The 21,017-nt window shown below is 67.6% G+C and carries 19 protein-coding genes; 6 read left to right on the top strand and 13 right to left on the bottom strand.

What is annotated here, in order from left to right; translation table 11 throughout:
* Positions 1–88 precede the first annotated feature (88 nt).
* Entirely contained in the window at positions 89–1,786 is a 1,698-nt protein-coding gene (locus tag N1032_RS19390) for a molybdopterin-dependent oxidoreductase (RefSeq protein WP_259541222.1), read from the bottom strand.
* A 223-nt stretch (positions 1,787–2,009) separates the two neighbouring features.
* Here N1032_RS19390 and N1032_RS19385 point away from each other — a divergent pair, with 223 nt between their 5' ends.
* Together N1032_RS19385 and N1032_RS19380 are read left to right on the top strand one after the other, a co-directional pair.
* Complete coding sequence (locus N1032_RS19385) at positions 2,010–2,210, top strand: hypothetical protein (RefSeq protein ID WP_259541216.1); 201 nt, start codon at positions 2,010–2,012, stop codon at positions 2,208–2,210.
* Between the two features lie 59 nt (positions 2,211–2,269).
* The gene (locus N1032_RS19380) at positions 2,270–2,686 is read left to right on the top strand and encodes a CoA-binding protein (RefSeq protein ID WP_259541214.1); all 417 of its coding nucleotides are present in this window, start codon (positions 2,270–2,272) and stop codon (positions 2,684–2,686) included.
* Here the strand turns inward: N1032_RS19380 and N1032_RS19375 are convergent.
* Complete coding sequence (locus N1032_RS19375) at positions 2,683–3,462, bottom strand: PhzF family phenazine biosynthesis protein (protein ID WP_259541212.1); 780 nt, start codon at positions 3,460–3,462, stop codon at positions 2,683–2,685. The genes N1032_RS19380 and N1032_RS19375 overlap by 4 nt on opposite strands.
* A 159-nt stretch (positions 3,463–3,621) precedes the next feature.
* Here N1032_RS19375 and N1032_RS19370 point away from each other — a divergent pair, with 159 nt between their 5' ends.
* A complete protein-coding gene (locus N1032_RS19370) occupies positions 3,622–4,551 on the top strand; it encodes an SDR family NAD(P)-dependent oxidoreductase (RefSeq protein WP_259541210.1) in 930 nt (309 codons plus the stop codon).
* Positions 4,552–4,584: 33 nt separating this feature from the next.
* Here the strand turns inward: N1032_RS19370 and N1032_RS19365 are convergent, their stop codons facing one another.
* Genes N1032_RS19365 through N1032_RS19355 form a run of 3 tightly spaced genes read right to left on the bottom strand, consistent with a single transcriptional unit; the run spans position 4,585 to position 7,042 of the window.
* A complete protein-coding gene (locus N1032_RS19365; RefSeq protein WP_259541206.1) occupies positions 4,585–5,223 on the bottom strand; it encodes a DNA-3-methyladenine glycosylase family protein in 639 nt (212 codons plus the stop codon).
* Between the two features lie 23 nt (positions 5,224–5,246).
* Entirely contained in the window at positions 5,247–6,263 is a 1,017-nt protein-coding gene (locus tag N1032_RS19360) for an SLAC1 family transporter (protein WP_259541204.1), read from the bottom strand.
* 44 nt (positions 6,264–6,307) lie between these two features.
* Positions 6,308–7,042 (bottom strand): alpha/beta fold hydrolase, encoded by a 735-nt coding sequence (locus N1032_RS19355; RefSeq protein ID WP_259541196.1) that lies wholly within the window; start codon positions 7,040–7,042, stop codon positions 6,308–6,310.
* 227 nt (positions 7,043–7,269) lie between these two features.
* On the opposite strand from N1032_RS19355, the gene N1032_RS19350 reads away from it, so the two are divergent.
* Positions 7,270–10,098 (top strand): helix-turn-helix transcriptional regulator, encoded by a 2,829-nt coding sequence (locus N1032_RS19350; protein WP_259541194.1) that lies wholly within the window; start codon positions 7,270–7,272, stop codon positions 10,096–10,098.
* A 9-nt stretch (positions 10,099–10,107) separates the two neighbouring features.
* Here the strand turns inward: N1032_RS19350 and N1032_RS19345 are convergent, their stop codons facing one another.
* The 6 genes from N1032_RS19345 to N1032_RS19320 all read right to left on the bottom strand — a co-directional run bounded on the left by N1032_RS19345 (position 10,108) and on the right by N1032_RS19320 (position 16,139).
* Positions 10,108–11,778: a cation:proton antiporter gene (locus tag N1032_RS19345; protein WP_259541192.1), complete on the bottom strand. Its 1,671-nt coding sequence runs from the start codon at positions 11,776–11,778 to the stop codon at positions 10,108–10,110.
* Between the two features lie 70 nt (positions 11,779–11,848).
* Positions 11,849–12,550 (bottom strand): alpha/beta fold hydrolase, encoded by a 702-nt coding sequence (locus tag N1032_RS19340; protein ID WP_259541190.1) that lies wholly within the window; start codon positions 12,548–12,550, stop codon positions 11,849–11,851.
* Positions 12,551–12,577: 27 nt separating this feature from the next.
* Entirely contained in the window at positions 12,578–12,955 is a 378-nt protein-coding gene (locus N1032_RS19335) for a cupin domain-containing protein (protein WP_259541187.1), read from the bottom strand.
* Positions 12,956–12,978: 23 nt separating this feature from the next.
* Positions 12,979–13,869: an alpha/beta hydrolase gene (locus tag N1032_RS19330; RefSeq protein ID WP_259541185.1), complete on the bottom strand. Its 891-nt coding sequence runs from the start codon at positions 13,867–13,869 to the stop codon at positions 12,979–12,981.
* Between the two features lie 15 nt (positions 13,870–13,884).
* A complete protein-coding gene (locus N1032_RS19325; protein ID WP_259541183.1) occupies positions 13,885–14,724 on the bottom strand; it encodes an alpha/beta fold hydrolase in 840 nt (279 codons plus the stop codon).
* Positions 14,725–14,855: 131 nt separating this feature from the next.
* On the bottom strand, positions 14,856–16,139 hold the full coding sequence (locus N1032_RS19320) for a DUF445 domain-containing protein (protein ID WP_259541181.1): 1,284 nt from the start codon (positions 16,137–16,139) through the stop codon (positions 14,856–14,858).
* Between the two features lie 118 nt (positions 16,140–16,257).
* Here N1032_RS19320 and N1032_RS19315 point away from each other — a divergent pair, with 118 nt between their 5' ends.
* A complete protein-coding gene (locus N1032_RS19315; RefSeq protein ID WP_259541179.1) occupies positions 16,258–16,662 on the top strand; it encodes a VOC family protein in 405 nt (134 codons plus the stop codon).
* Positions 16,659–16,949: a winged helix-turn-helix transcriptional regulator gene (locus N1032_RS19310; RefSeq protein WP_259541177.1), complete on the top strand. Its 291-nt coding sequence runs from the start codon at positions 16,659–16,661 to the stop codon at positions 16,947–16,949. The genes N1032_RS19315 and N1032_RS19310 overlap by 4 nt, the downstream gene beginning before the upstream one ends.
* 31 nt (positions 16,950–16,980) lie before the next feature.
* Here the strand turns inward: N1032_RS19310 and N1032_RS19305 are convergent, their stop codons facing one another.
* Together N1032_RS19305 and N1032_RS19300 are read right to left on the bottom strand one after the other, a co-directional pair.
* Positions 16,981–19,416 carry a glycoside hydrolase family 2 TIM barrel-domain containing protein gene (locus N1032_RS19305; RefSeq protein WP_259541176.1) on the bottom strand — a complete coding sequence of 812 codons (2,436 nt, stop codon included), beginning with the start codon at positions 19,414–19,416 and terminating at the stop codon, positions 16,981–16,983.
* On the bottom strand, positions 19,413–20,915 hold the full coding sequence (locus N1032_RS19300) for an MFS transporter (protein ID WP_259541174.1): 1,503 nt from the start codon (positions 20,913–20,915) through the stop codon (positions 19,413–19,415). The genes N1032_RS19305 and N1032_RS19300 overlap by 4 nt, the downstream gene beginning before the upstream one ends.
* Positions 20,916–21,017: the final 102 nt, after the last annotated feature.

Below are 21,017 nucleotides of genomic sequence, written 5' to 3'. Positions count from 1 at the left end.
GTGGCACCGAAACGCTCTCCGCGCCAGCCCCGCGCCGGCGCACGGTGGCGTCGGCGCGGGGCGGTTCACTCCGGGCAGCGCAGTCCCCTCACTGCTTCACCGTGATCAGCATGCGCTGCCAGCCGCTGGATCCGTCGGGCGCGATCGGGGCGCGTTCGTCGGTCTGCAGCTTTCCCGCCTTGTCGGTTGCACGCACAGCTATGTAGTGGCTGCCCGGAGTGGCTTGCCAATCGACGAACCATTGCACCCAGGTGTCGTCGTTGATGGCTGTCGCAAGGGTGGCGGGCTGCCACCCCTGGTCGTCGAAGTTGACCTCGACCTTGTCGATTCCGACGGTCTGGGCCCAGGCGACCCCCGCCACCTTCACCGCACCCGCCGTGGCGGGCTTGTCGATGCGGGGCGTGTCGATGCGCGACGAGAGTTTGATCGGCGCCTCGGCCGCGTAGCCGCGCGGGGTCCAGTAGGCCTGGTCGGCCGCGAAGGTCGTGACCTTCAGTTCGGTCACCCATTTGGTGGCCGACACGTAGCCGTAGAGTCCCGGCACGATCATGCGCACGGGGAAACCGTGCTCGAACGGCAGCGGCTCGCCGTTCATCGCGACCGCGAAGATGGCGTCGATGCCGTCGTCGGTGACGGCCGAGAGCGGGGTGCTGGCGGTGAAGCCGTCGATGCTCTTCGACAGCAGCATGTCGGCTCCGGATGCCGGGGCGGCCAGCGCGAGCACCGTGCGGATGGGCACGCCCACCCAGCGGGCGTTGCCGAGCAGGTAGCCTCCGACCTCGTTCGAGACGCAGGTCAGGGTGATGGCGTATTCGTCGACGCCCAGGTCGAGCAGATCCTGAAAGCTCAGCGTGACCTCTTTGTCGACCATGCCGCCGATCGTGAGGCTCCACGTGGCCGGATCGATCTCGGGCACGGTCAGCGCCGTGTCGACGCGGTAGAAGTCGGCGTTCGAGGTGAACAACGACGACAGGCCCGGGATGTCGAGCTCGGCTCCCGCCGGAACGGTCACGGTCGACGCCGGTGCCGGAATCTTCAGAGCGTCACGGATGCCGCGGAGCGACGACGTGGCGGCCGCCAGCACGCGCGACCCGGTGCCGACCACGGCCGACGCCGCCGCGGCGACGACCGTCATCACGATGAACGCGCGCCGGTCGACGGCGCCCGGCCGCACGGCGGCGGTGGACACGGCGGATGCGGACACGGCGACGGCCGGCCCGGGGAAGGTGGTCGCGGCATCCGTCGCCGGTGTGGTCGCGGGATCGGCAGCGACGGCAGAGGCGGCAGCGTGCCAGCGTCGGAGGCGACGCACCATCAGGTGCAGCAGCACGACTCCGACCAGGGTGCCGACGATGGTAGGCACCGAGGCGAGCGCGGTGGCACCGGTGCGCGTGACGATGGCCGCCACCGAGAGTGCGCCCGCCAGGGCGAGCACGACCGCGCCGATCGGGGGCCGCAGGTATTGCAGCACCCCGGCGACCGCGGCGGCGACGACGACCGCGAGCCCGATCGAGGCGAGCAGGAAGAGCTTGTCGTTCTCGCCGAAGGTGGCGATGGCGAACTCCTTCGCCCAGCGCGGCACGATGTCGACCACGAACGAGCCGACGGCGAGCACCGGGCTGCCGTCACGGGCGATGACGAGGGCGATGACTTCGGCGACCGCCAGCAGGGCGGCGGCGCTGACCACCCCGGCGATGGCCGCGAACACCCAGAATCGTTTGCGGGGTGCTCGGGCGCGTCGGGTCGCGTCGTTCTGCGACGGTGACGCGGTCGTGGTGGTTGCCATGGCTCGGCTCTCCTGATCTCGCTGACGCGATTCAGGGGTTGTTCGGAGTCGAGGGCGGGACGGATTGGCATGCTCGCCTCCAGTCGGTACCACGTCGGTACCGAATCGGTGGCGTGTCCGTCGCCATTCCGCTTGTCGGCGCGCGTGAAAGGCGTACTGTTTGGGCTAGCAAGTTCTCATTGCCATGCGAACAGGGGTTTGTCAGACGTGCGAGGGGGCACCGATGAGCGCAGAATTCTGGACCGACGACGTCGCCGCGCTGGCGATCAGCACGCCGATCAGTGAGATCAGGATCGATGAGTTCCCGACCGGCAACCTGCGCCGGTTGCAGAACGTGCTCGACGAGATGCACAGCGATCCGGAGACGGCGACGGCGGAGTTCGAGCGGCGCTACTGGATGCTGAGGCGGCTGCTCGACAGCTGAGCGCCGGCGACCATGCCGACACGGGGAATCGATTCGGCGTCACGGGCGTTGGGCTCAGCATGAACGATGAAGCTCTGAAGTCCCTGCTCGAGTCGGCCAGAACGATCGCCATCGTGGGCCTGTCGACCGACCCGGAGAAGACCTCGAACAAGATCGGGCAGGTCATGATCGATGCCGGCTTCGACGTCATCCCGGTGCATCCGAAGGCCGCGGAGGTGCTGGGTCGCAAGGCCTACCCGTCGCTGGCCGAGGTGCCCGTCGCGATCGACATCGTGGATGTCTTCCGGCCGTCCGACGAGGCCGCGGGCGTGGCCCAGCAGGCCGTGGATGCCGGCGCCGGAGCGTTGTGGCTGCAACTCGGCATCAGCTCACCCGAGGCGCGTGCCACCGCAGAGGCGTCGGGCCTGACCTACGTCGAAGACACCTGCATCGGGGCCACCACCCTCCGCCTCGGGGTGACGGCCCGCCAGGGCTAGGCACCTTCTGCACCCACTCGCTTTCCTACGGAAACTCGTCGATCGTGCACCCGGGCCGGCACCGGAAGGTGGGAGCCTGCCCGCAGGTAGTACCCGAGGCTCGCGGCGGCGGAGCCGGTGGCGGGATCCTCGCGGATGCCCCCACGTGGGAACGGATTGCGTGATACGAAGCGGTCAGCCGCGAGGCGGTGCACGACCGGGACGGTGCCGTCCCAGCCGTGGCGGTTCTGCACGGCCAGCAGCGCGCCGTCATCAGGGTCGAGCCGCTCCAGCGCTCCGGCCCCGACGAAGACGAGCGGATGCGGGTTTCCACCCTGCACGAACGCGGGCGGCAGCGCCGGGTCGAGGTCGGCGGGTGATAGCCGCAGGGCCGCCAGCAGGGCGTCGAGAACGAGGCCGCCGAGTGGTGTGACGAGGGAGTCGACGGCGGTCAGCGTCGCAGCATCCGTGGTCACCTCCACGGGAACGTCACCCGCTCGAGTGGCGAGGGTGACGACTGGACCCGCCCCTCGGCGGGCGAGTGCGACCCCCGAGGCGATGGTCGCGTGACCGCAGAACGCGATCTCGTCGCGAGGCGTGAAGTACTGAATGCGCGCGGAATCAGGGGTGATCTGCGTCAGAAAGGCGGTCTCGCTGAAGCCGAGGTCGGCCGCGATGCGCAGCATGCCTGCCCGGTCGAGTTCTTCGGCGTCGAGCACGACCCCGGCGGGGTTGCCCGAGGTGGCCTGCGGGTCGTCGGGAACGGGGGTGAAAGCGCGGTAGGTCAGAATCTCCATCCGTCGACGCTATGTCGAGGACTGCCGGCAGTTCGCGGGCCACTGGGGAACGAGTGGCAGCAGTTCCAGCCGTTGGGAACTGGGGTGCTTCAGGGATTCGCCGGCGAGCCGCGGCTGATCGGATGGCTGTTGCTACGACATGACCAGAGGAACAGGCACATGACGACACGAATCATCACCCCTTTCGACGCCCGATCGACCGCCGACGAGGTCAGTGCCGGCGTGGATCTGACCGGCAGGCGAACGATCGTCACGGGTGGCGCCTCCGGTATCGGGGTGGCGACCACCACGACTCTCGCCCGCCGTGGTGCGACGATCACGATCGCGGTGAGGAACACCGACGCGGGTCGAGACGTCGCCCGGAGCATCACCGACGAGACCGGCAACGACAAGATCGATGTGCGCGAGCTCGAGCTCACCGATCCTGATTCGGTTCGCCGATTCGTCGAGAGGTGGGACGAGCCGCTCCACCTCCTCATCAACAACGCCGGTGTCATGGCGATCCAGGACCGATCACTCGCCCAGACCTGGGAGACACAGTTCGCGACCAATCACTTGGGTCATTTCGCGCTCGCGACCGGGTTGCACGGCGCGCTGGCCTCTGCAAACGGGGCGCGGGTCGTTTCGGTCAGCTCTTCGGCGCACCTGTTCTCGCCGGTGGTGTTCGACGACATCAGCTTCAACTTCCGTCCGTACGATCCACGGCTGGCGTACGGCCAATCGAAGACGGCCGTGATCCTCTTCGGCGTCGGAGCGCGCCGACGGTGGGCCGACGACGGCATCACCGTGAACACGCTCAACCCGGGGGCGATCGCGACCCCGCTCCAGCGCCATGTCGGTGGAACGCTCGCCACTCCGGAAGATCAGCAGAAGACCGCGGAACAGGGCGCTGCCACCACGGTTCTCCTCGCGACCTCTCCCCTCCTCGAAGGAATCAGTGGACGGTACTTCAACGACAACCAGGAAGCGGAAGTCACCGATCACCGTCCCGAGGACCTCACGATCTTCTCCTCCAAGGTGGCGAACTACGCGCTCGACGAGGACAACGCCGATCGGCTGTGGCAGATCAGCCAGGACGCTGTCGGCTGACACGACTCACGACGATCGTGAAGCGATTATCGATCACCCACTAGCGAGGGATCGCCACAGGAGTGCGGCCGCATAGGTTCGATACGGGCTCCAGGCTTCACCCAGGCGACGCACGTCGTCGATCGAAGGCACCGCAGGCAGCGAGAGCACGTCTCGCACGGCAGTACGGATGCCGAGATCGCCCGCCGGCAAGATGTCGCCTCGTCGGAGTTGATGAATCATGAACATCTCCGCGCTCCACGGCCCGATTCCCTTGACGCGGGTCAAAGCCGCCTCGGCCTCGTCATCCCCGAGGTCCGTCAAACGCTTGATGTCGAGGTTTCCGGAGCTGACGGCTTCGGCGAGCGCACGTACGTAGGTCGCTTTCGAATGGGAGGTGCCGATCGCCTTCAGCTGGTCGACGTCTAGTCGAAGCACTGCTTCAGGCGTCGGGGTGCCGCCGATGACTGCGACCAGCCTGTCGTACAGGACCAGTGCGACACGCACGGCGATCTGCTGCGCAAGGATGTGCAGGACCATCCCGGCGAAGTTGCTGCCGGTGGTTCGGCCGCCGTCCGGGAAGAGGAATGGGTCAGGGGTTCCCAGTCGCGCGACCAGTTCCGCGAAACGCGGCTCGGCGTGTGCGAGCTTCTCGTAGGCGTCGTCGTGCGACAGCTCTGCTGCGGTCACCATGTACCTCTCCTTCGTGGTGTGTGTCATCCGATCGGGTGCGAGCGAGGCGGATCGATCTGCTCTTCGCGACCCGCTCGTCCGGCGACGTCATCGGCTCGTCGGAGTGTCTGTTCCGCCCGACGGACTCCTCGCCGAACGGAACTGACGAGCACGATGGAGCGGATGCCGATGGCGGCGATCAAGACGGTCACGCACGTCGCGGCAACGACGGCCACGATCTGCCAGCCCCGGAAGGCACCCAGCTCCACCCATTGCACGAGAAAGGTGGCGGCCGATGCGGCGGGGAACGTGAATGACCAGAACCCCAGAGTGAACGGCAGCCGGCGATAGACGCCGATGAGGAACAGTTGCATGACGAACATCACGGCGAGAACCCCGAGCAGGCTGACGGAGACGACGTCGTCATGAACCCCGTTCATGGCGAACCAGGCCGCACCCGCCACGGCGGGCGGGGCGAGAAGAATGGCCAGGGTCGGCGTGAGGGGGTCGGGTAGCGGCGGGAAGAAGGCCAGTCGTGATAGCAGCACGGTGACGAGCACCACCCAGAAGAAGAGCCCTACGGCGAACGCCCCCATCGCCATCAGGGGGAACCCCAGCCTCGCGGCGACGGCGGACGCAACCAGGGGAGCCGCAACCGTGGGCAGGAGATAGGCCCCGTGAAACGCTTCCTGGTTGAGGTGGCCGCTGTGCCAGAACGCCAGGATCCACCCGGCAAAGGCGATCGCTGCGACAAAGGAGGTGAGCGCAAGGATGAACCCGCCGATCGGCCACACGAGGTAGAGCTCGGCACCCAACAGCATGCCCACCGTCGGCACGATGGCCGCGATCGGTCCCTGAGCCGGATGCCGGAGCTGAGAGATCAACGACTCCGTGCTACGAGCGCCGCGCACGAGATGGGCGACGATGAGCCAGACCCACGAGAGGGCGGCACCGCTCCAGAGGACGATGGGAATGAACCTGCTCAACTCGAGTGCGCCGGCCATGGTCGACCACAGCGATGCCAGCCCGGTGAGACCGAAGCTGATAGCCAGCGTGTTCAACGGAATCCGCGGCGCCATCCGTTTCGGCCGAGATCTCGCGCCGGTCATGGCGTGACGGATTTCACGGCGGCGAGGATCACCTCGGCGACCCTTCGCGGTTGAGAGATCATGATCGCGTGCGAACCTTCCAGTTCCACGATCTCGGCACCGGCGCGGCGGGCCATCGAGCGGATCACATCCGTGCCGGCCAGGCGGTCGGCTGTTGCGACGACCGCCCACGACGGCAACGTGCGCCATGCGGCGGTCCGTGCCTTTTCGGCAACCGCTGATTCCGCCAGAGGACGTTGGGACGCGGCGAGCACCGCTGCGTGCGCTGGCGTGAGATCAGCGGCGAACAGCCGGTGGAAGGATGTCGGTTCGACGAACAACTCCACGTCTGTCCCCTCCCCGCACCCGGTGAGATGGCCTCGCCGGAGAAGCGCCGGGCCGACGGCGCTGTCGCGCGACATCGCCTCGACGTCGCGGATCGATTCGCCCTCGTCCGGAGCAAACCCTGCGACGTAGACGAGGCCGATCACGTTGGGCGCTCGCGATGCGGCGTTGGTGATGACAGCTCCCCCGTATGAGTGGCCCACCGCGAGAACCGGGCCGTGGATGTTCGAGAGCACGCTCGCCAGGTAGGCGGAATCGGAGGCGATCCCGCGAAGCGGCACGGCGGGCACGAGCACGCCGATTCCCTGCGCCACGAGCAGGGCCGCCACGCGTGCCCAGCTCCCCCCGTCAGCGAACGCCCCGTGCACCAGCACGACCGTGGGCGGTGCAGACCCGTCGTCGATCATGGTCGGCTTCCTTCCCCGCTGACCAGGAGTCGTGGTTCTCCAGCGGCTTCGCCTACGAACACATGACAGCATCTCCGACCCGCTTTCGCATCTGGTAAGGACCCCAGTGTGGTCAGGGAGTTCACCTGCCCGGTTCGGGGTTGTGGCGCGGTGGAAACTTCGTTATTAATGGCTGCTATTCGGCACCGAAGGATTGGCAACCATGCTCGGTTGTGAGGGCACGCGCGATGACTGAGCCGGACCGCGCTCCCACGCCGACCGACGAACCCTCCTCCCGCCGATCTCCCTCACTGCGATCCCCCTCATCGCGACCGTCGGCCTCGCCCCTCGTGGGCCGCGACCGTGAATGCCAGATGCTGGACGACCTCGTGCAGTCGGTCGCCGACGGCCTCAGCGGATCTCTGGTGATTCTCGGCGAACCAGGTGTCGGGAAGACTCGGCTGCTCGACCATCTCTCGTCGTCGGGCATCAGGACGGTCCGCATCGTGGGAATCGAATCGGAGTTCAGTATCGGGTTCGCCGCCCTTCACCGCCTTCTGCTGCCACTGCAAGAACACTTCGCCGACGTGCCGGCGCGCCAGCGCACCGCACTCCTGACGACCTTCGGAGTTCTGGAGGAGCCCCCGCCCCCGAAGTTCCTGCTCGGGCTCGCCGCCCTGGGCGTTCTGGCTGCTGCTGCGGAGAGTGACCCGCTCATCTGCGTGGTCGACGACGCTCAGTGGCTGGATCGGGAATCGCTCGACGTTCTGAGTTTCGCGGCTCGGCGAGTGTATGCCGACAGTCTGGGCTTCGTGTTCGCCGCACGAGAGGGTCACGACCTGGTTCGGGCGCTCGACGGGCTGCCCACTCATCACGTGCGAGGTCTGGATCGTGACGGCTCGTACGCCCTGCTCGATTCGGCTCGCCCCGGCCCCGTGAGTTCTCTGGTCGCGGCGCGTATCGTCGCGGAGACGGGCGGGAACCCGTTGGCCATGCGGGAGCTGCTCACCCAGCTGACCTCGGAGCAGCTGGCCGGTCGTCTTCCTCTGCCACAGCAGTTGCCCACCGGTCGCGGACTCAACGCACACTTCCTGCGTCAACTCGAGGTGCTCCCGCCGGAGACCCGTTCGCTGCTCGTTCTGGCCTCGGCCATGTCGACGGATGATCCCTCCACCCTGTGGCGCGCGGCCGCACTGCTCGGGCTGCCCGACGACGCGGCCGACGCAGCGCACGCCCTCGATGTGCTCACCATCGGCGAGACGGTGGCATTCCGCCATCCGCTCATTCGATCCGCCGTCTACCACGCAGCGGATCCTCGCCAACGTCGCCTTGCGCACAGCATCATGGCGACGATCGCCGAGATGGACGATCACGCCGACGTCGCTGCGTGGCACCGGGCGGCTGCCACGAGTGCCCCCGACGAAGACGTGGCAGCCGACCTCGAGCGATCTGCCGACCGCGCCGAACGACGCGGCGGGCAACTCGCGCAAGCCCGATTCCTCGCTCGCGCGGCCGAACTCTCTCCCGGGCCCTACGAGCGGAGCGACCGGATGTTCCGCGCTGCGGAGGCCTATCTCGCCGCCGGAGACGGCATCCTGGCCGAAGCGCTCCTGGACAAGGCCGGACCGTGGCTCGACGCGGCGGGCAGACACGTCGACGTTCAGCGCCTGCGTGCTCTGATCGCGATGTTCCACCACCGCTACCGCGATGCGTGGACGACTCTCCTGGACGCCATCGACCACGCCGATCGGGGTGATGAAGAGCTGATCCGGGGCATGCTGTTCAACGCGCTGAGGGCGGCCTTGGCCGGGCGGGAGGGAATCGACCGCCTGACAGCGCAGGAGATAGCGCGCACCATTCTGGATTACGTTCGTGACAAGCATCCACCGACCTCCGCCCGCGATCTGCTGCTCGAGGGGCTCGCCACCCGATTCGCCGTCGGGTACACCGAGGCACTCCCGCTGTTGCGGAGCTCGGTGCGGGCTCTGTTCATCGACGACGACGAGCCGCCCGACGCTCATTCACCTCCCGTCGCAGGATGGTTCGCCGGTGATGAGATCTGGGACGACGACGGGCGCCGCGGGTTGTTCGAGCGCGGAATCGACCAAGGCCGCCGGCACGGAGTGTTGGACGTGCTGCAGGTATCGCTGGGCGGACGATGCGTCTCGCAATGTTGGGCGGGCGAGATGAGGGCGGCAGAGCAGAGCGCGTTCGAGGCGGCCGAGATCACTGCCCTCATGGGCCTGCCCGGCGCCGCGGGACTCGGACCCATGATCCAGTTGCGCGCGTGGCAGGGGCGAGAAAAGGAATGCCGTGACAACGCGCATGCCGGTGCGGCCTGGGGACGACAGTGGGGTTCGCTCTACATGGAACTGGCCGCTTGGTCGGGGCTCACCGTCTTGGAGATCGGGTTGGGAAACTACGCCGAGGCACTCGCCTCCGCGTTGGAGATCTATGAACGTGACAATCTCGGGTACGGAAGCACCATCCTTCCCGATGTCGTCGAGGCGGCCGCTCGAGTGGGCCAGCTCGCGACAGCGGAAGCCGCGCTCGTGCGGCTCGAGACGCGAGCGATTGCCAGTGGCACGCCATGGGCGCTCGGGGTGCTCGCTCGCTCGCGGGCGCTCGTCGCTCCCGTCGCGGATGCCGAGCGTCTCTACCTCGAGGCGATCGAGTCGCTCCTGTCGACCTCCCTCCGTGTCGAGGTCGCTCGAGCCCACCTGGTCTACGGCCAATGGCTTCGTCGGCAGAGACGACGCCGCGACGCCCAGGTGCAGTTGTCCGCCGCCTATCAACTCTTCGACTCGATGGGCGCCGAGGCCTTCGCAGCCCGTGCCGGCTCGGAGCTGCTCGCCGCTGGACTCAAGCCCATCGAGTTCACGCCGGAGGGGAGGGTCGACCCCGGACTCACTCCGCAGGAGGCACAGGTCGCCCGCCTCGCAGCGACCGGTGCGACGAACTCCGAGATCGCCGTGCACATGTTCCTGACCACGTCGACGGTCGAATACCACCTGAGCAAGATCTTCAAGAAGCTGGACATCACGTCGCGAAGACAGTTGGCATCCGTCATCCACTGACGGGCCGGGTCACTGTGGGTCTCTGCGGGCGTCACCCCTCCGGCGCCGCCATCGCGCTCGGCCACTCGGCGCTGCATCGGTGCGGTCGAGGTGCGGCGATGACTCTGTGTCCTCGAGCACCGGGGCCGCCCAGATCGCGAGTTCCTCGATGTCGATCGCGCGGAGGGCGGCGGCGACCACGGTCTCCGGGAAGAGGCGTCGGCGTCTCGCGTCGTTGACGTACTGCCTCTCGGCGCGGATCATGAGTTTTCTCAGCCGTCGGTAGGCGAGCAGGTAGCTCTCACCACCGGCATCCGATTCGTGTTCGAGAGAATCCGAGATGAGAGTCGCGTTCGAACGCAACTGGTTCAGCACTCGTTCGTGATCGGCGTCGGTCGCTTCTGACTCCAGCCGACTCAGCCCACTGGCATGCGCCTGGGCCATCAGCTTCTCCCACTCGGCGAACTCCTCGGTCTCGTCCGCCGGCGTGAGACGGAGTCGGCGGATCAGCCGAGGAAGAAGGATGCCGCTGAGAAGAGAGACCACGACGACGACGAACGCCATGAGTTGCAGCAGCTCGCGTCCGGGAGTCTCCGGTGGCAGCAGGAAGATCGCTGCCAATGTCACGACTCCCCGAACGTTCGCTGCAGAGACGACGGCAGCGTACTTCCATCGGAGGTCCTGCGCGCGCATGTATCGCGAGCCGTGTCGAAAGACGGCGACCATCAGGAACACGAACACGGAGCGCGACAGGAACAGAGCCGCGATGACGATCGCGCAGACGCCGACCGCTGCCCAGACGCCGTTGAGCTGATGCAGCGCCCCTCGAACGATTCCCGCGGCGTTGAGACCGATGAAGAGGAACACGGCGTTCTCGACCAGGAACCCGACCGTGCGCCAGTTCACGGCCTCGGCAACCCTCGCTTCGGCAGATTGCACCATGGGGGAACGGAAGCCCAGGTAGAGCGCCGAAATGACGACGGCGAGCACCCCGGAGCCGTGGACGGCATCGGCCGCTATGAACGCGAAATACGGGGTGATGAGAGCCAGGCTCGTGTCGAGCACGGGCGACCGGAGCCGACTGCGGATCGACGACACGAGCCATCCGATCGCCAGTCCGATCCCGACCCCGCCGACGATCGCGAGACCCAGGTCGGCTGCGATGAGTGCTGGGCTGGTCGTCGAGATGATCGCGGCGATCGCGGTGTTCAGCAGCACCAGCGCGGTCGCGTCGTTGAGAAGGCTCTCGCCTTCCAGCACCGTCACAACCCGATGCGGCAGTTTCAGGCGCCCGGCGATCGCGGTGACGGCGCTGGCATCGGTGGGCGCGACGACCGCGGCGAAGGCGAAAGCGGCGGCGAAACCGATGGCGGGCAGCAGCAGGTAGGTGACCCATCCGACGGTGAAGGCCGTGAACACGACCAGCCCGACGGAAAGCAGCACGATGGTGTCCCGGCGGGCACGGACGTCGATGACGTACGTGCCGAATGCGGCGGCGAAGAGCAGGGGTGGAACGACTCCGTACAGCACGAACTCCGGTTCGATGCGCACGTCGGGCACCCCGGGGATGAACGAGATGGCAGCCCCGACGACGACCAGGAGCACGGGGGCCGACCAGCCGACGCGGCGAGCGAACCCCGTGATGACGACGGCGAGCAGCACGAACGCCACCACCCACGCGACGATCGTTCCGGGATTCACGGTCTGCTGCTCGCGGGAAGGGTCGGGGCTGTTCTCGACGGATGGGGACGATGGGGAGCCGGCACGGTGATCAGCGTGGCGACGAAGCGGCTTCCATCACCATCGTCACGACCTCGCCCGGATGGGAGATCCCGACGACGTGCGATGCGCCGGCGACCTCCACCGTGCGACGGGCGCCCGCTCGGTCGGCCATGACGTGATGCGCCGCGGCGGGGATGTTGCGATCGTTCTCGCCGAAGACGAACCAGCTCGGCACGGACTGCCACAGCGCCGGCGTCTTCAGGGGGTCATTCAGCCCGGCGCCGGTGACGGGGCGTTGCGTCACCGCCATGGAGCCGGCCTGCTGCTCGCTGAGGTCTGCGCAGAACTGTTTCCAGTATTCGTCCTGGTCGATGTAGAGGTCCACTCCTCCCCCTTGTAACGGCACCTCGACCAACGTGTCGGCGAGCGTGGAGCCGGGTGCGAGGGCAGAGGCGGTTGCGGGGCTCTCGCCGGTCTGCAGCGCGAATCCGGCGACATAGACCAGCCCGACTATCTGCGCCGCCGAGGGGTCCACCGCGGTCAGCACCGCGCCTCCGTAGGAGTGGCCGACGAGCACGATCGGACCGTCGATGGTTCGGATCAGGTCGTTCAGAGGCGCGACATCGTCGTCGATTCCCCGAAGGGGATTCGCGTAGGCGATCACCCGTTGCTCGGGGTGCAAAGCCGCGATCACGCCGTTCCAGCTGTCGGAGCCGGCGAAGGCGCCGTGCACCAGGATGACGGTAGTCATGAGTTCTCTTTCGCTCGGATGTCTGGATCAGGTGTCAAGGGTGGAGACGGGTTCTCCGGTCGCGACGATGTAGGTCGACAGCATGCGACCGGTATCGGGACCGAGGTCGGTGGCGTTGTGAGGCACGCCGGGCGGGATGAGGAACCCGTCGCCGGCGTTCAGGACCTTCGTCTCGCCGTCGCGGCGCTCCATGCGCACGGTGCCGGCGACGATGTAGCCGACCTCCTCGCCAGGGTGATGGTGCCAGCCCGATGACACATCGACGGGAATCTCGGTGAGCACCTGAACGATGTCGCGCCCGGGAATGGAGGATGCCTCGTGCTGCACCTCGGTGCGCTTGAGCTTTCGCGAGAGCTGGTCGTGCTCGCCCGAGATGGGGGAGCTGTCGGGTTCTGATGCGGTCATGGGAGTGGTCCTTTCGAGGGAGGTCAACGCGGAGTCAGCAGCGAAAGCAGCTCGCGAGCCACGTCGTCGGGTCGGTCTTCGACGAGGAAATGGGATGCGTCGAGTCCGTGACCGCGAAGATCGGTCGCCCAGCCCCGCCACATGGAGAGCACGCCGCCGTAGAGCTTGGGCAGGGCGCCGGGTGCGCTCCACAGCACCAGGAACGGGCACGAGATCCGGCGACCCGCGATCTTGTCGTCGTCGTCGTGGGTTCGGTCGATGCCTGCACCGGCGCGGTAGTCCTCGCAGATGCCGTGCACCACGTCGTGATCGTCGAGGAGCCGTCGGTAGTGTGCCATCAGTTCTGGCGGGTAGTGATCGGTCGCGCGGCCCAACCCGAGCGCACGGATGTGCCGATCGAAGAATGCTCCCGGATTCGCGTCGATGAGATCCTCGGGCAGAGGCGCCGGTTGAGCGAGAAAGGCCCAGTGCCAGTAGGTGAGGGCCAGTTGCGCGTCTGCGCGAGCCCAGACCTCGCCCGTCGGCACCACGTCGAACGCACCCGCCGCGGTGATGGTCTCGCTGTGGTCGAGTGCCATCCGGTAGGCGATCCGGCCCCCTCGGTCGTGACCGGCCACCGAGAACCTCTCGAACCCCAGAGCGGCCATGAGCTGCACCAGGTCTCGTGCAAGGGCACGCTTCGAGTAGGTGCTGTGGTCGGCGACGGTCTCCGGCCGGAACGACCGGCCGTACCCGGGAAGGTCGGCCACGACGACGGTGTGGTGCTCGGTCAGCCGGCCCACCACCGCATGCCACATGACGTGTGTCTGTGGATAGCCGTGCAGAAGCAGCACCGGGGGGCCGTGGCCACCGGAACGCGCGAAGATCGCTCCCCGGTCGACGTCGACCAGTCGAGAGCTGAAGTCGTCGAACACCGGGTCATCCGATCGTCACGACGGGGATTCGAGGAAGCTGAGGAGCTGCTGGTTGACCTCCGCCGTATGCGTGACGGGGTTGATGTGCGGCCCGCCTTCGATCTCGACATAGCGGGCGCTGGGGAGAGCTTCGTGCGCCCTGGCGCCTTGCCCGTCGATCGACAGGATGCGGTCGGCTGTGCCGTGAATGATCAGTGTCGGCACGTCGAACCGTTCCAGGTCGGAGTGGAAGTCTTCCAACCACGTCTGCGGGCACGCCCAGGTCGCGTACGGTGACGCTTCGGCGCCGGCGGACCACATGGCCCGCACCGTGTCCTCACTCACGCGTGATCCCTGATAGTCATCGAGGTTGAGGAAGTTTGCCATCATGCCGGTCAGCCACGCGAAGCGGTCGTCGAGGATCGCCTGCTGAACGCCTCTGACCCCCGCCTCGTCGACGCCTTTCGGGTTGTCGTCGCTGAATGCGAACGTCGGCGTGAGACTCTCGATCAGCACAGCGCTACTCAGCCGCTCGGTGCCGAATCGTCCGATGTAGCGCGCCACCTCGCCGGTGCCCAGAGAGAAGCCGACGAGACTCACGTCGCGGAGGTCGAGTTTCTGCACGAGAGCGTCGACATCGGCACTCAGGGTGTCGAAGTCGTAGCCGGTGGTCGGCGAGCTGGAACGCCCGAACCCACGACGGTCGATGCTGACGACTCGGTAGCCGGCATCGAGCAAGGGGTGCAGCTGCGGTTCCCACGAACGGGCATCGAACGGCCAGCCGGCCAAGAGCACCACCGGTCGGCCGCCGCCGTGGTCTTCGTAGTACAACTCGATGGGTGCCGAGTTCTCTTCTCCAACGGTGATGGTGGCCATCGTTCCTCCTCTTTGTCGAGAACGTGCGGCAATACCACCACGGTTCGGCCGACCGGCGAATCCGGGAGACCCCCCAGTCTCGACCGGGTGAGACAGCCCGAGGGGCGAAGCGAGAGTCCCGTCAGCCCGGCTCAGGCGAGCAGCGCGTGCACCCCCGTGGCGATCGCGTAGATGCCGACGCCCGCGATCGCGCCGACCACCGTGCCGTTGATGCGGATGAACTGCAGGTCGCGGCCTACCTGCAGCTCGATCTTCTGGGTGGTCTCGCGGGCATCCCAGCGCTGCACCGTGTCGCTGATCACCGAGGCGAGGTCGTGCCGGTACTTCTGCACCGCGTAGCCCGCGGCGTCGGCGATCCACGCGTCGATCTTGGCCGAGAGCGCCGGATCGTTCGAGAGCCGCACGCCGACGTCGAGCAGAGCGGATGTCGCGGCCGACCGCAGTTCGCTCGCCGGGTCGGCCAATGACTCGGCCAAGGTCGACTTCACCGCTCCCCACAGCTGCCCGGCGAAGGAGCGCAGGCGCGGGCTCTCGAGGAACTCGGCCTTGATCTGCTCGACCCGGTCGGCCATCGCGGGGTCGTGCTGCAGCCGGTCGGTGAGATCGACGAGATAGCCGTCGATCGCCACCCGCATCGGATGCTCCGGGTCGTCGCGCACCGCGTGCAGCAGGCCCATCAGCTCGCGGTGTGCCCGCTCGTCGGCGAGGTCGCCGACGAACCCGGGAACCCAGCGGGGCAGCCGGGTGGAGACGACCTCGCCGAGCGCATCCGGATGCTCGGTGAGCCAGGTCTCCGCCGCATCGAGCAGGGCGTCGACGACCGCGCGCTGCTGGTCGGCGGCCACGAGCTCCGACCCCACCCGGCCGAGTGCCGGCGCCCACTCCCGGTCGAAGAGGTACTCCCGGGCGAGCCTCTCGATGAGGCTCTCGACGTCGCTGTCGCTGAAGAACCGCAGCAGACCCTGCGCCATCACGGCGCCCTCGGCGCTCGCTCGCTCGGCGTTCGCCGGGTCGGCGAGCCACGCGCCGACCCGGTCGGCCACGCTGAAGGTGGCCAGCTTGCTGCGCACCACCTCGTCGGAGAGGAAGTTCTGCTCGACGAACTCGCCGAGGCTCACCCCGATCTCGTCTTTGCGGTTCGGGATGATCGCCGTGTGCGGAATGCGGAGGCCGAGCGGATGCCGGAACAGCGCGGTCACGGCGAACCAGTCGGCGAGCGCACCCACCATCGCCCCTTCGGCGGCCGACCGCACGTAGCCGAGCCAGGCGTACTGGTCCTCGAGCGCGAAAGCGACCGCGAACACGATCGCCGACAGCACCAGCAGGGCGGTCGCGAGCGCTTTCATGCGCCGGAGCGCAGCCCGGCGCTCGAGGTCGGCCTCGGTCAACAGGGTGTCGCGCGTGGTGCTGGTCATCGTGGTTCCTCCCGGGGCGCCGCACTCACCACCGTAAGCCGCGGAGCGCCTTCCGCCTCGATCGACAGCGCCGAAGAAGGCCTTGACCTAGGCGCTTTCATTTTGGAAGTATTGGCGCATGAGCCTTTTCATCACCTGCCCGGTCGAGAGCGTCGAACGCGCGACCACCTTCTACACCGCTCTCGGCTTCACCCTCAACCCCGAGATGTCCGATCACAACGTGTCGTGCTTCGCGATCGCGCCCGAGCAGTACCTCATGCTCGGCACCCGCGAGATGTACGCGAGCGTCGGCGGCGTCGAGTCGCTCATCGGCGGCCCCGACACCCCTTCGAAGGTGACGGTCTCGTTCGACCTCGACAGTCGCGAAGCGGTCGACGAGCTCATCGAGCGTGCGGCGGCCGCCGGTGGACGGGTCGGCGACATCGACGACTACCCCTTCATGTACCAGCGTCAGTTCGACGACCCCGACGGCTACCACTACTCGCCGTTCTGGATGAAGCCCGACGCCGATCCGACCGCGTGAGCGATCTCGCCGCGGCCCTCGATGTCGTCGGGGCCCGGTGGGCCCTGCTCATCGTGGAGCGGCTGCTCGAGGGCCCGCAGCGCTACGGCGATCTTCAGCGCGACCTCGGACTGGGAACCAACCAGCTCGCCACGCGCCTGCGCGAGCTCGAGGCATCCGGCGTGCTGTATCGCCTGCCGCTGCGGCACAACACCCGGGCCTACGCGTTGACCGAGCGCGGGCTCGCCCTTCGCGAGGCGATCCGCGCCCTCGAGCGGTGGGCCGCCGACGAGGGCCCAGCGACGTGACGGAGTTCGGCGCGCTGGGCCTGTGAGGTCTCTACAGCCGCACGGTGACGGGCTCGTAGTCGGGGGCGGTGACGGTGACGGTGCCATCACCATTCCCGGTGCGCACGATGGCGAGCGCTCGCCCGTCGAAGAGGTGCTGCGTCGTCGAACCGAGCGGCCTGGTGGGCATCGGATCGGCGCTCCCGAACGCCTGAAGGGCGAGGGAGCCATCAACATCGACCGTGACGGCAGGGGCACGATCGGTCACGACCGTGCCCGACGCATCCACGAGCTCGACGGCCAGGAAGGCCAGCTCCGAGCGCTCGGACTGCTCTACCGTCACCGACAAGCGCGCGGGGCCGGCAGCGCTCCGCACCGTCGAGGTCTCGGCCTTCGCGCCGGCGCGCCACGCCTGCGCCGTGAGCTCGCCCGGCCGATATTCGACCGCGAACTCGGCGCGGAAGCGGTGATCGGGCCCGGCGGGTGCGCGGCCGAGCGAGAGCCCGCCGAGCAGCAGCTCGACCTCGTCGGCGTCGCTGTAGACCTCGACGGTGACGAGCTCGCCCTCATGGCCTGCCCAGCTCCAGCTGCTGATGCTGTCGCTCCACGTCCACGGCCCCGCATACAGCACGGCGTCGTCGTCGCGCGGGCGCACCACGGCGATGTAGGGCTCGGCGCGCAGGCCGAAGACGATCTCGCGGTAGTAGGAGGCGGGGCGTCGGTGGCCGGTGATGTCGAGGTCGCCGCACCAGGCCGCGATCCATGGATAGGGCGCGGCGATGCTGGGGGCCGGATGCTCGGCGTCGAGGTATTGGGCGCGGCCGATGCCCACCTCGCCGAGGTAGTCCCACCCGGTCCAGGTGAAGTCGCCGATGACATGCGCGTTCTCGCGCACGAGCGCCCAGTTGTGGTCGATGCGGGTGGGGAAGGTCTCGGTGCCGACGATCACTCGGTTGGGGAAGAGCTCGCGATCGCTCTCGTAACGGGCGTCGAGGTAGTTCATGCCGGCCACGTCGAGCACGCCGAACGACTCGGCGGTCTTCTCGGTCACGAGTGGCGAAGCGCCGATGAGGTTCATGAAATCGCCCGGGCCGGCCATCAGGGTGTTGATGCCGGCGCCCTCCTCGGCCGTCGCGCCGGCATCCGCGGAGCCTGCCCGCTCGGCCGCCATCCGCTTCACGTCGTCGATCACGGCGAGCATGCCGTTGACGGCGTTGGTGACGAACCGTGTGGGGTCGAGCTCACGCACCCTCTCGGCGAGTTCGCGGCCGAGCATGCCGCCCACCGGGGAGCCGGTCTCGGGGATCTCGTTGCCGATGGAGTACAGGATGACGCTGGGGTGGTTGACGTCTTTCGTCACCATCGACTCGATGTCGCGCTGCCACCACTCGGGAAAGTGCAGCGAGTAGTCGAAGTCGGACTTCGCCGACGTCCACACGTCGAAGGTCTCGTCCATCACGAACATGCCGAGCCGGTCGCAGGCGTCGAGCATTGCCGAGCTCAGCGGGTTGTGCGACGAACGGATGGCGTTGAACCCCGCGTTCTTGAGCAACCGCACCCGCCTCTCCTCGGCGCCGGCGAAGGTGGCCGCGCCGAGCAGACCGTTGTCGTGGTGCACGCAGGCGCCGCGGAGCTTCACCACCTCGCCGTTGACACGCAGGCCGTTGACCGGGTCGAGCTGGAGCCGCCGGATGCCGAAGACCGCGTCGGCCTCGTCGATCGAGTCGCCCTCACGCTCGCCCTCTCCGACGAGTCGGACCCGGGCGGTGTGCAGCGCCGGCGCCGTCTCGCTCCAGAGCGCGGGCTCGGCGACATACAGCCGCTGCCGGGCGATCGCGCGGGCTCCGGGGCGGGTCGTGACCCGCGCGATGCCGCCCGCGATGCGATCACCGGAAGGGCTTTCGACCGTCACCTCCACATCGACGGTGCTCACGCGACTGCTCGCGTTCTGAACCGTCACGGCGACCTCGACGATCGCGCCGAGCGCATCCACGTCGGGCGTGGAGACCCGGAGGCCGCCCGAAGGGATGTGCACGTCGCTACCGGTGAGCAGCCATACCGGCCGGTAGATGCCGGCCCCGGTGTACCAGCGGGAGTCGCGGTGGGCACGCGCCTCCACCAGAATCTCGTTGGTCTCGCCGGCCGGGCGCAGGAGCGGACCGGCATCCACGGTGAAGGCCGCGTAGCCGTTGGGGCGCTGGCCGGCGAAGTCGCCGTTGATGTAGACCATCGCGTCGCGGTAGACACCCTCGAATTCGAACACGACCTGGGACGCGTCGGCGGGGGTCGGGAACGAGGCCCGGTATTGGTACGCACCCCCGGAGAAGTAGGCCGCCGCCGGTTCGCCACGAGGGTCGCGCGGGCGCCCGATGGAGGCGTCGTGGGGAATCACGACCGGCTCGTACGGCGCTCCGGGGCCGCCGATCTCGGCGAACGGGTTCACCTTCTCGCGGAACTGCCAGCCGTCGGTGAAGGGGATGCGTTTCATGAGTTCTCCGTGGCGGCGAACTCGCCGGCCTCACGGGAGGCACGGCGCGCCGCGAGGTCGCGCTGGATGGTCGAGAGGTTCTTGTCGATGTTGAGGAAGTAGATGATGACGCCCATCAGCACCGCGGCGATCAGGGGGATCCAGAGGTAGAGGAAGACCTCCATTCCGACCGCGGACGCGGGCTGCGTCGCGGCGGCACCGTCGTAGTTCGCCGCCGCCAGCAGCCAGCCGACGAGGGCGACGCCGAGTCCGGCTCCGAAGTTCTGGCCGGCGGTCGCCGCGGCGTAGGTCATGCCGTCGAGACGCACGCCGGTCTTCCACTCGCCGTAGTCGACCACGTCGGCGACGAGGGCGAACAGGGCGGCCGCGATCGGGATGCCGCCCACCGAGCGCACCAGTCCGCCGCTCAGGATGAGGGTGAAGCTCGACGGGTCGATCAGCGAGATCACGATGCCCAGCACCGTGATGACGACGCCGATCATGATCAGCCGCCGCTTGCCGAAGCGCGCGATCAGCGGCGGCATGAACCACATGCCGATCAAGAGCGGGAGGATCTGGATGAGGCCGAGGAAGCTGTACAGGTTCGCGTCGCCCAGCACGTCTTGGGCGAAGTAGATGCCCACGCCGTTGATGCCGGTGAGGAGGAAGTTGAGCAGGAAGAACCCGAACACGAGGAAGAAGTACGGGTTCTTCACCAGGATCTTCACGGTCTGCCCGAACGGAAGCTTCTTTCCCGAGTCGACCTTGAGTGTCGTCTTCACGCGTTCTTTGGTGCCGAAGAACACGATCAGGAACGTGACGGCGGCAATGGCTCCGTAGACGAGCGAGACGAGTGTCCAGCCGCTCTGGCCACCACCCGAGGAGGTCACGATCGGAATGGTGATGAAGTTCACGACCAGCGTGGTGAAGAGGGCGAAGAAGGTGCGGATGACGGTGAGCGAGACGCGCATCTTCGAGTTCGTCGTGATCACCGAGAGCAGCGTGTGGTAGGCCAGGTTCGAGCCCACGAAGCCGACGCCGAGGCACAGGAAGTACATGACGAAGGCGTAGGCCTCCTTCGCACCATCGCCCAGTCCGGCGGGAACGTTGAACAGCAGCACGAACGAGATGACGACGACCGGGGTGCTGAACAGGATCCACGGCCGCGCCTTCCCCCAGCGGGTGGTGGTGCGGTCGATGAACGACCCGAGGACGAGATCCATCGTGCCGTCGAGCACACGCCCGAACAACAGCAGAGTGCCGGCGATGGCCGCGCCGATGCCCACGGTGTCGGTGAAGTAGAACAGCAGGAAGGCGGAGATGGGCGCGAAGATCAGGTTGCCGCCGATGTCGCCCACCCCGTAGGCGAGTCGTTCACGGATGCTGAGGCGCTGGCCGGTGGCCCCGATCGCCTGTCCGACCGTCTCGGCGGCCAGCGCGGCCGTGGTCGACTGCTCGGCACTCAGGGCGATCGCCGCCCTCGCCTGTTCTGCTTGGTTCCTCGCGGAATCCTTCGCCATTTCTGACCCCTTCGTCATGTTCGTCAGCGTCTGCTTCGTCTAGTATCACGTGTCAGTAACACGCGACACTGACTGTAGAGGTCCTTAGTGTCGCGTGTCAAC

It is taken from the genome of Herbiconiux daphne, from assembly GCF_024979295.1.
Classification (GTDB): Bacteria; Actinomycetota; Actinomycetes; order Actinomycetales; family Microbacteriaceae; genus Herbiconiux; species Herbiconiux daphnes.
The sequence above is the reverse complement of the archived record's forward strand: the minus strand, read 5'-3'. Positions and strand labels throughout refer to the sequence as shown.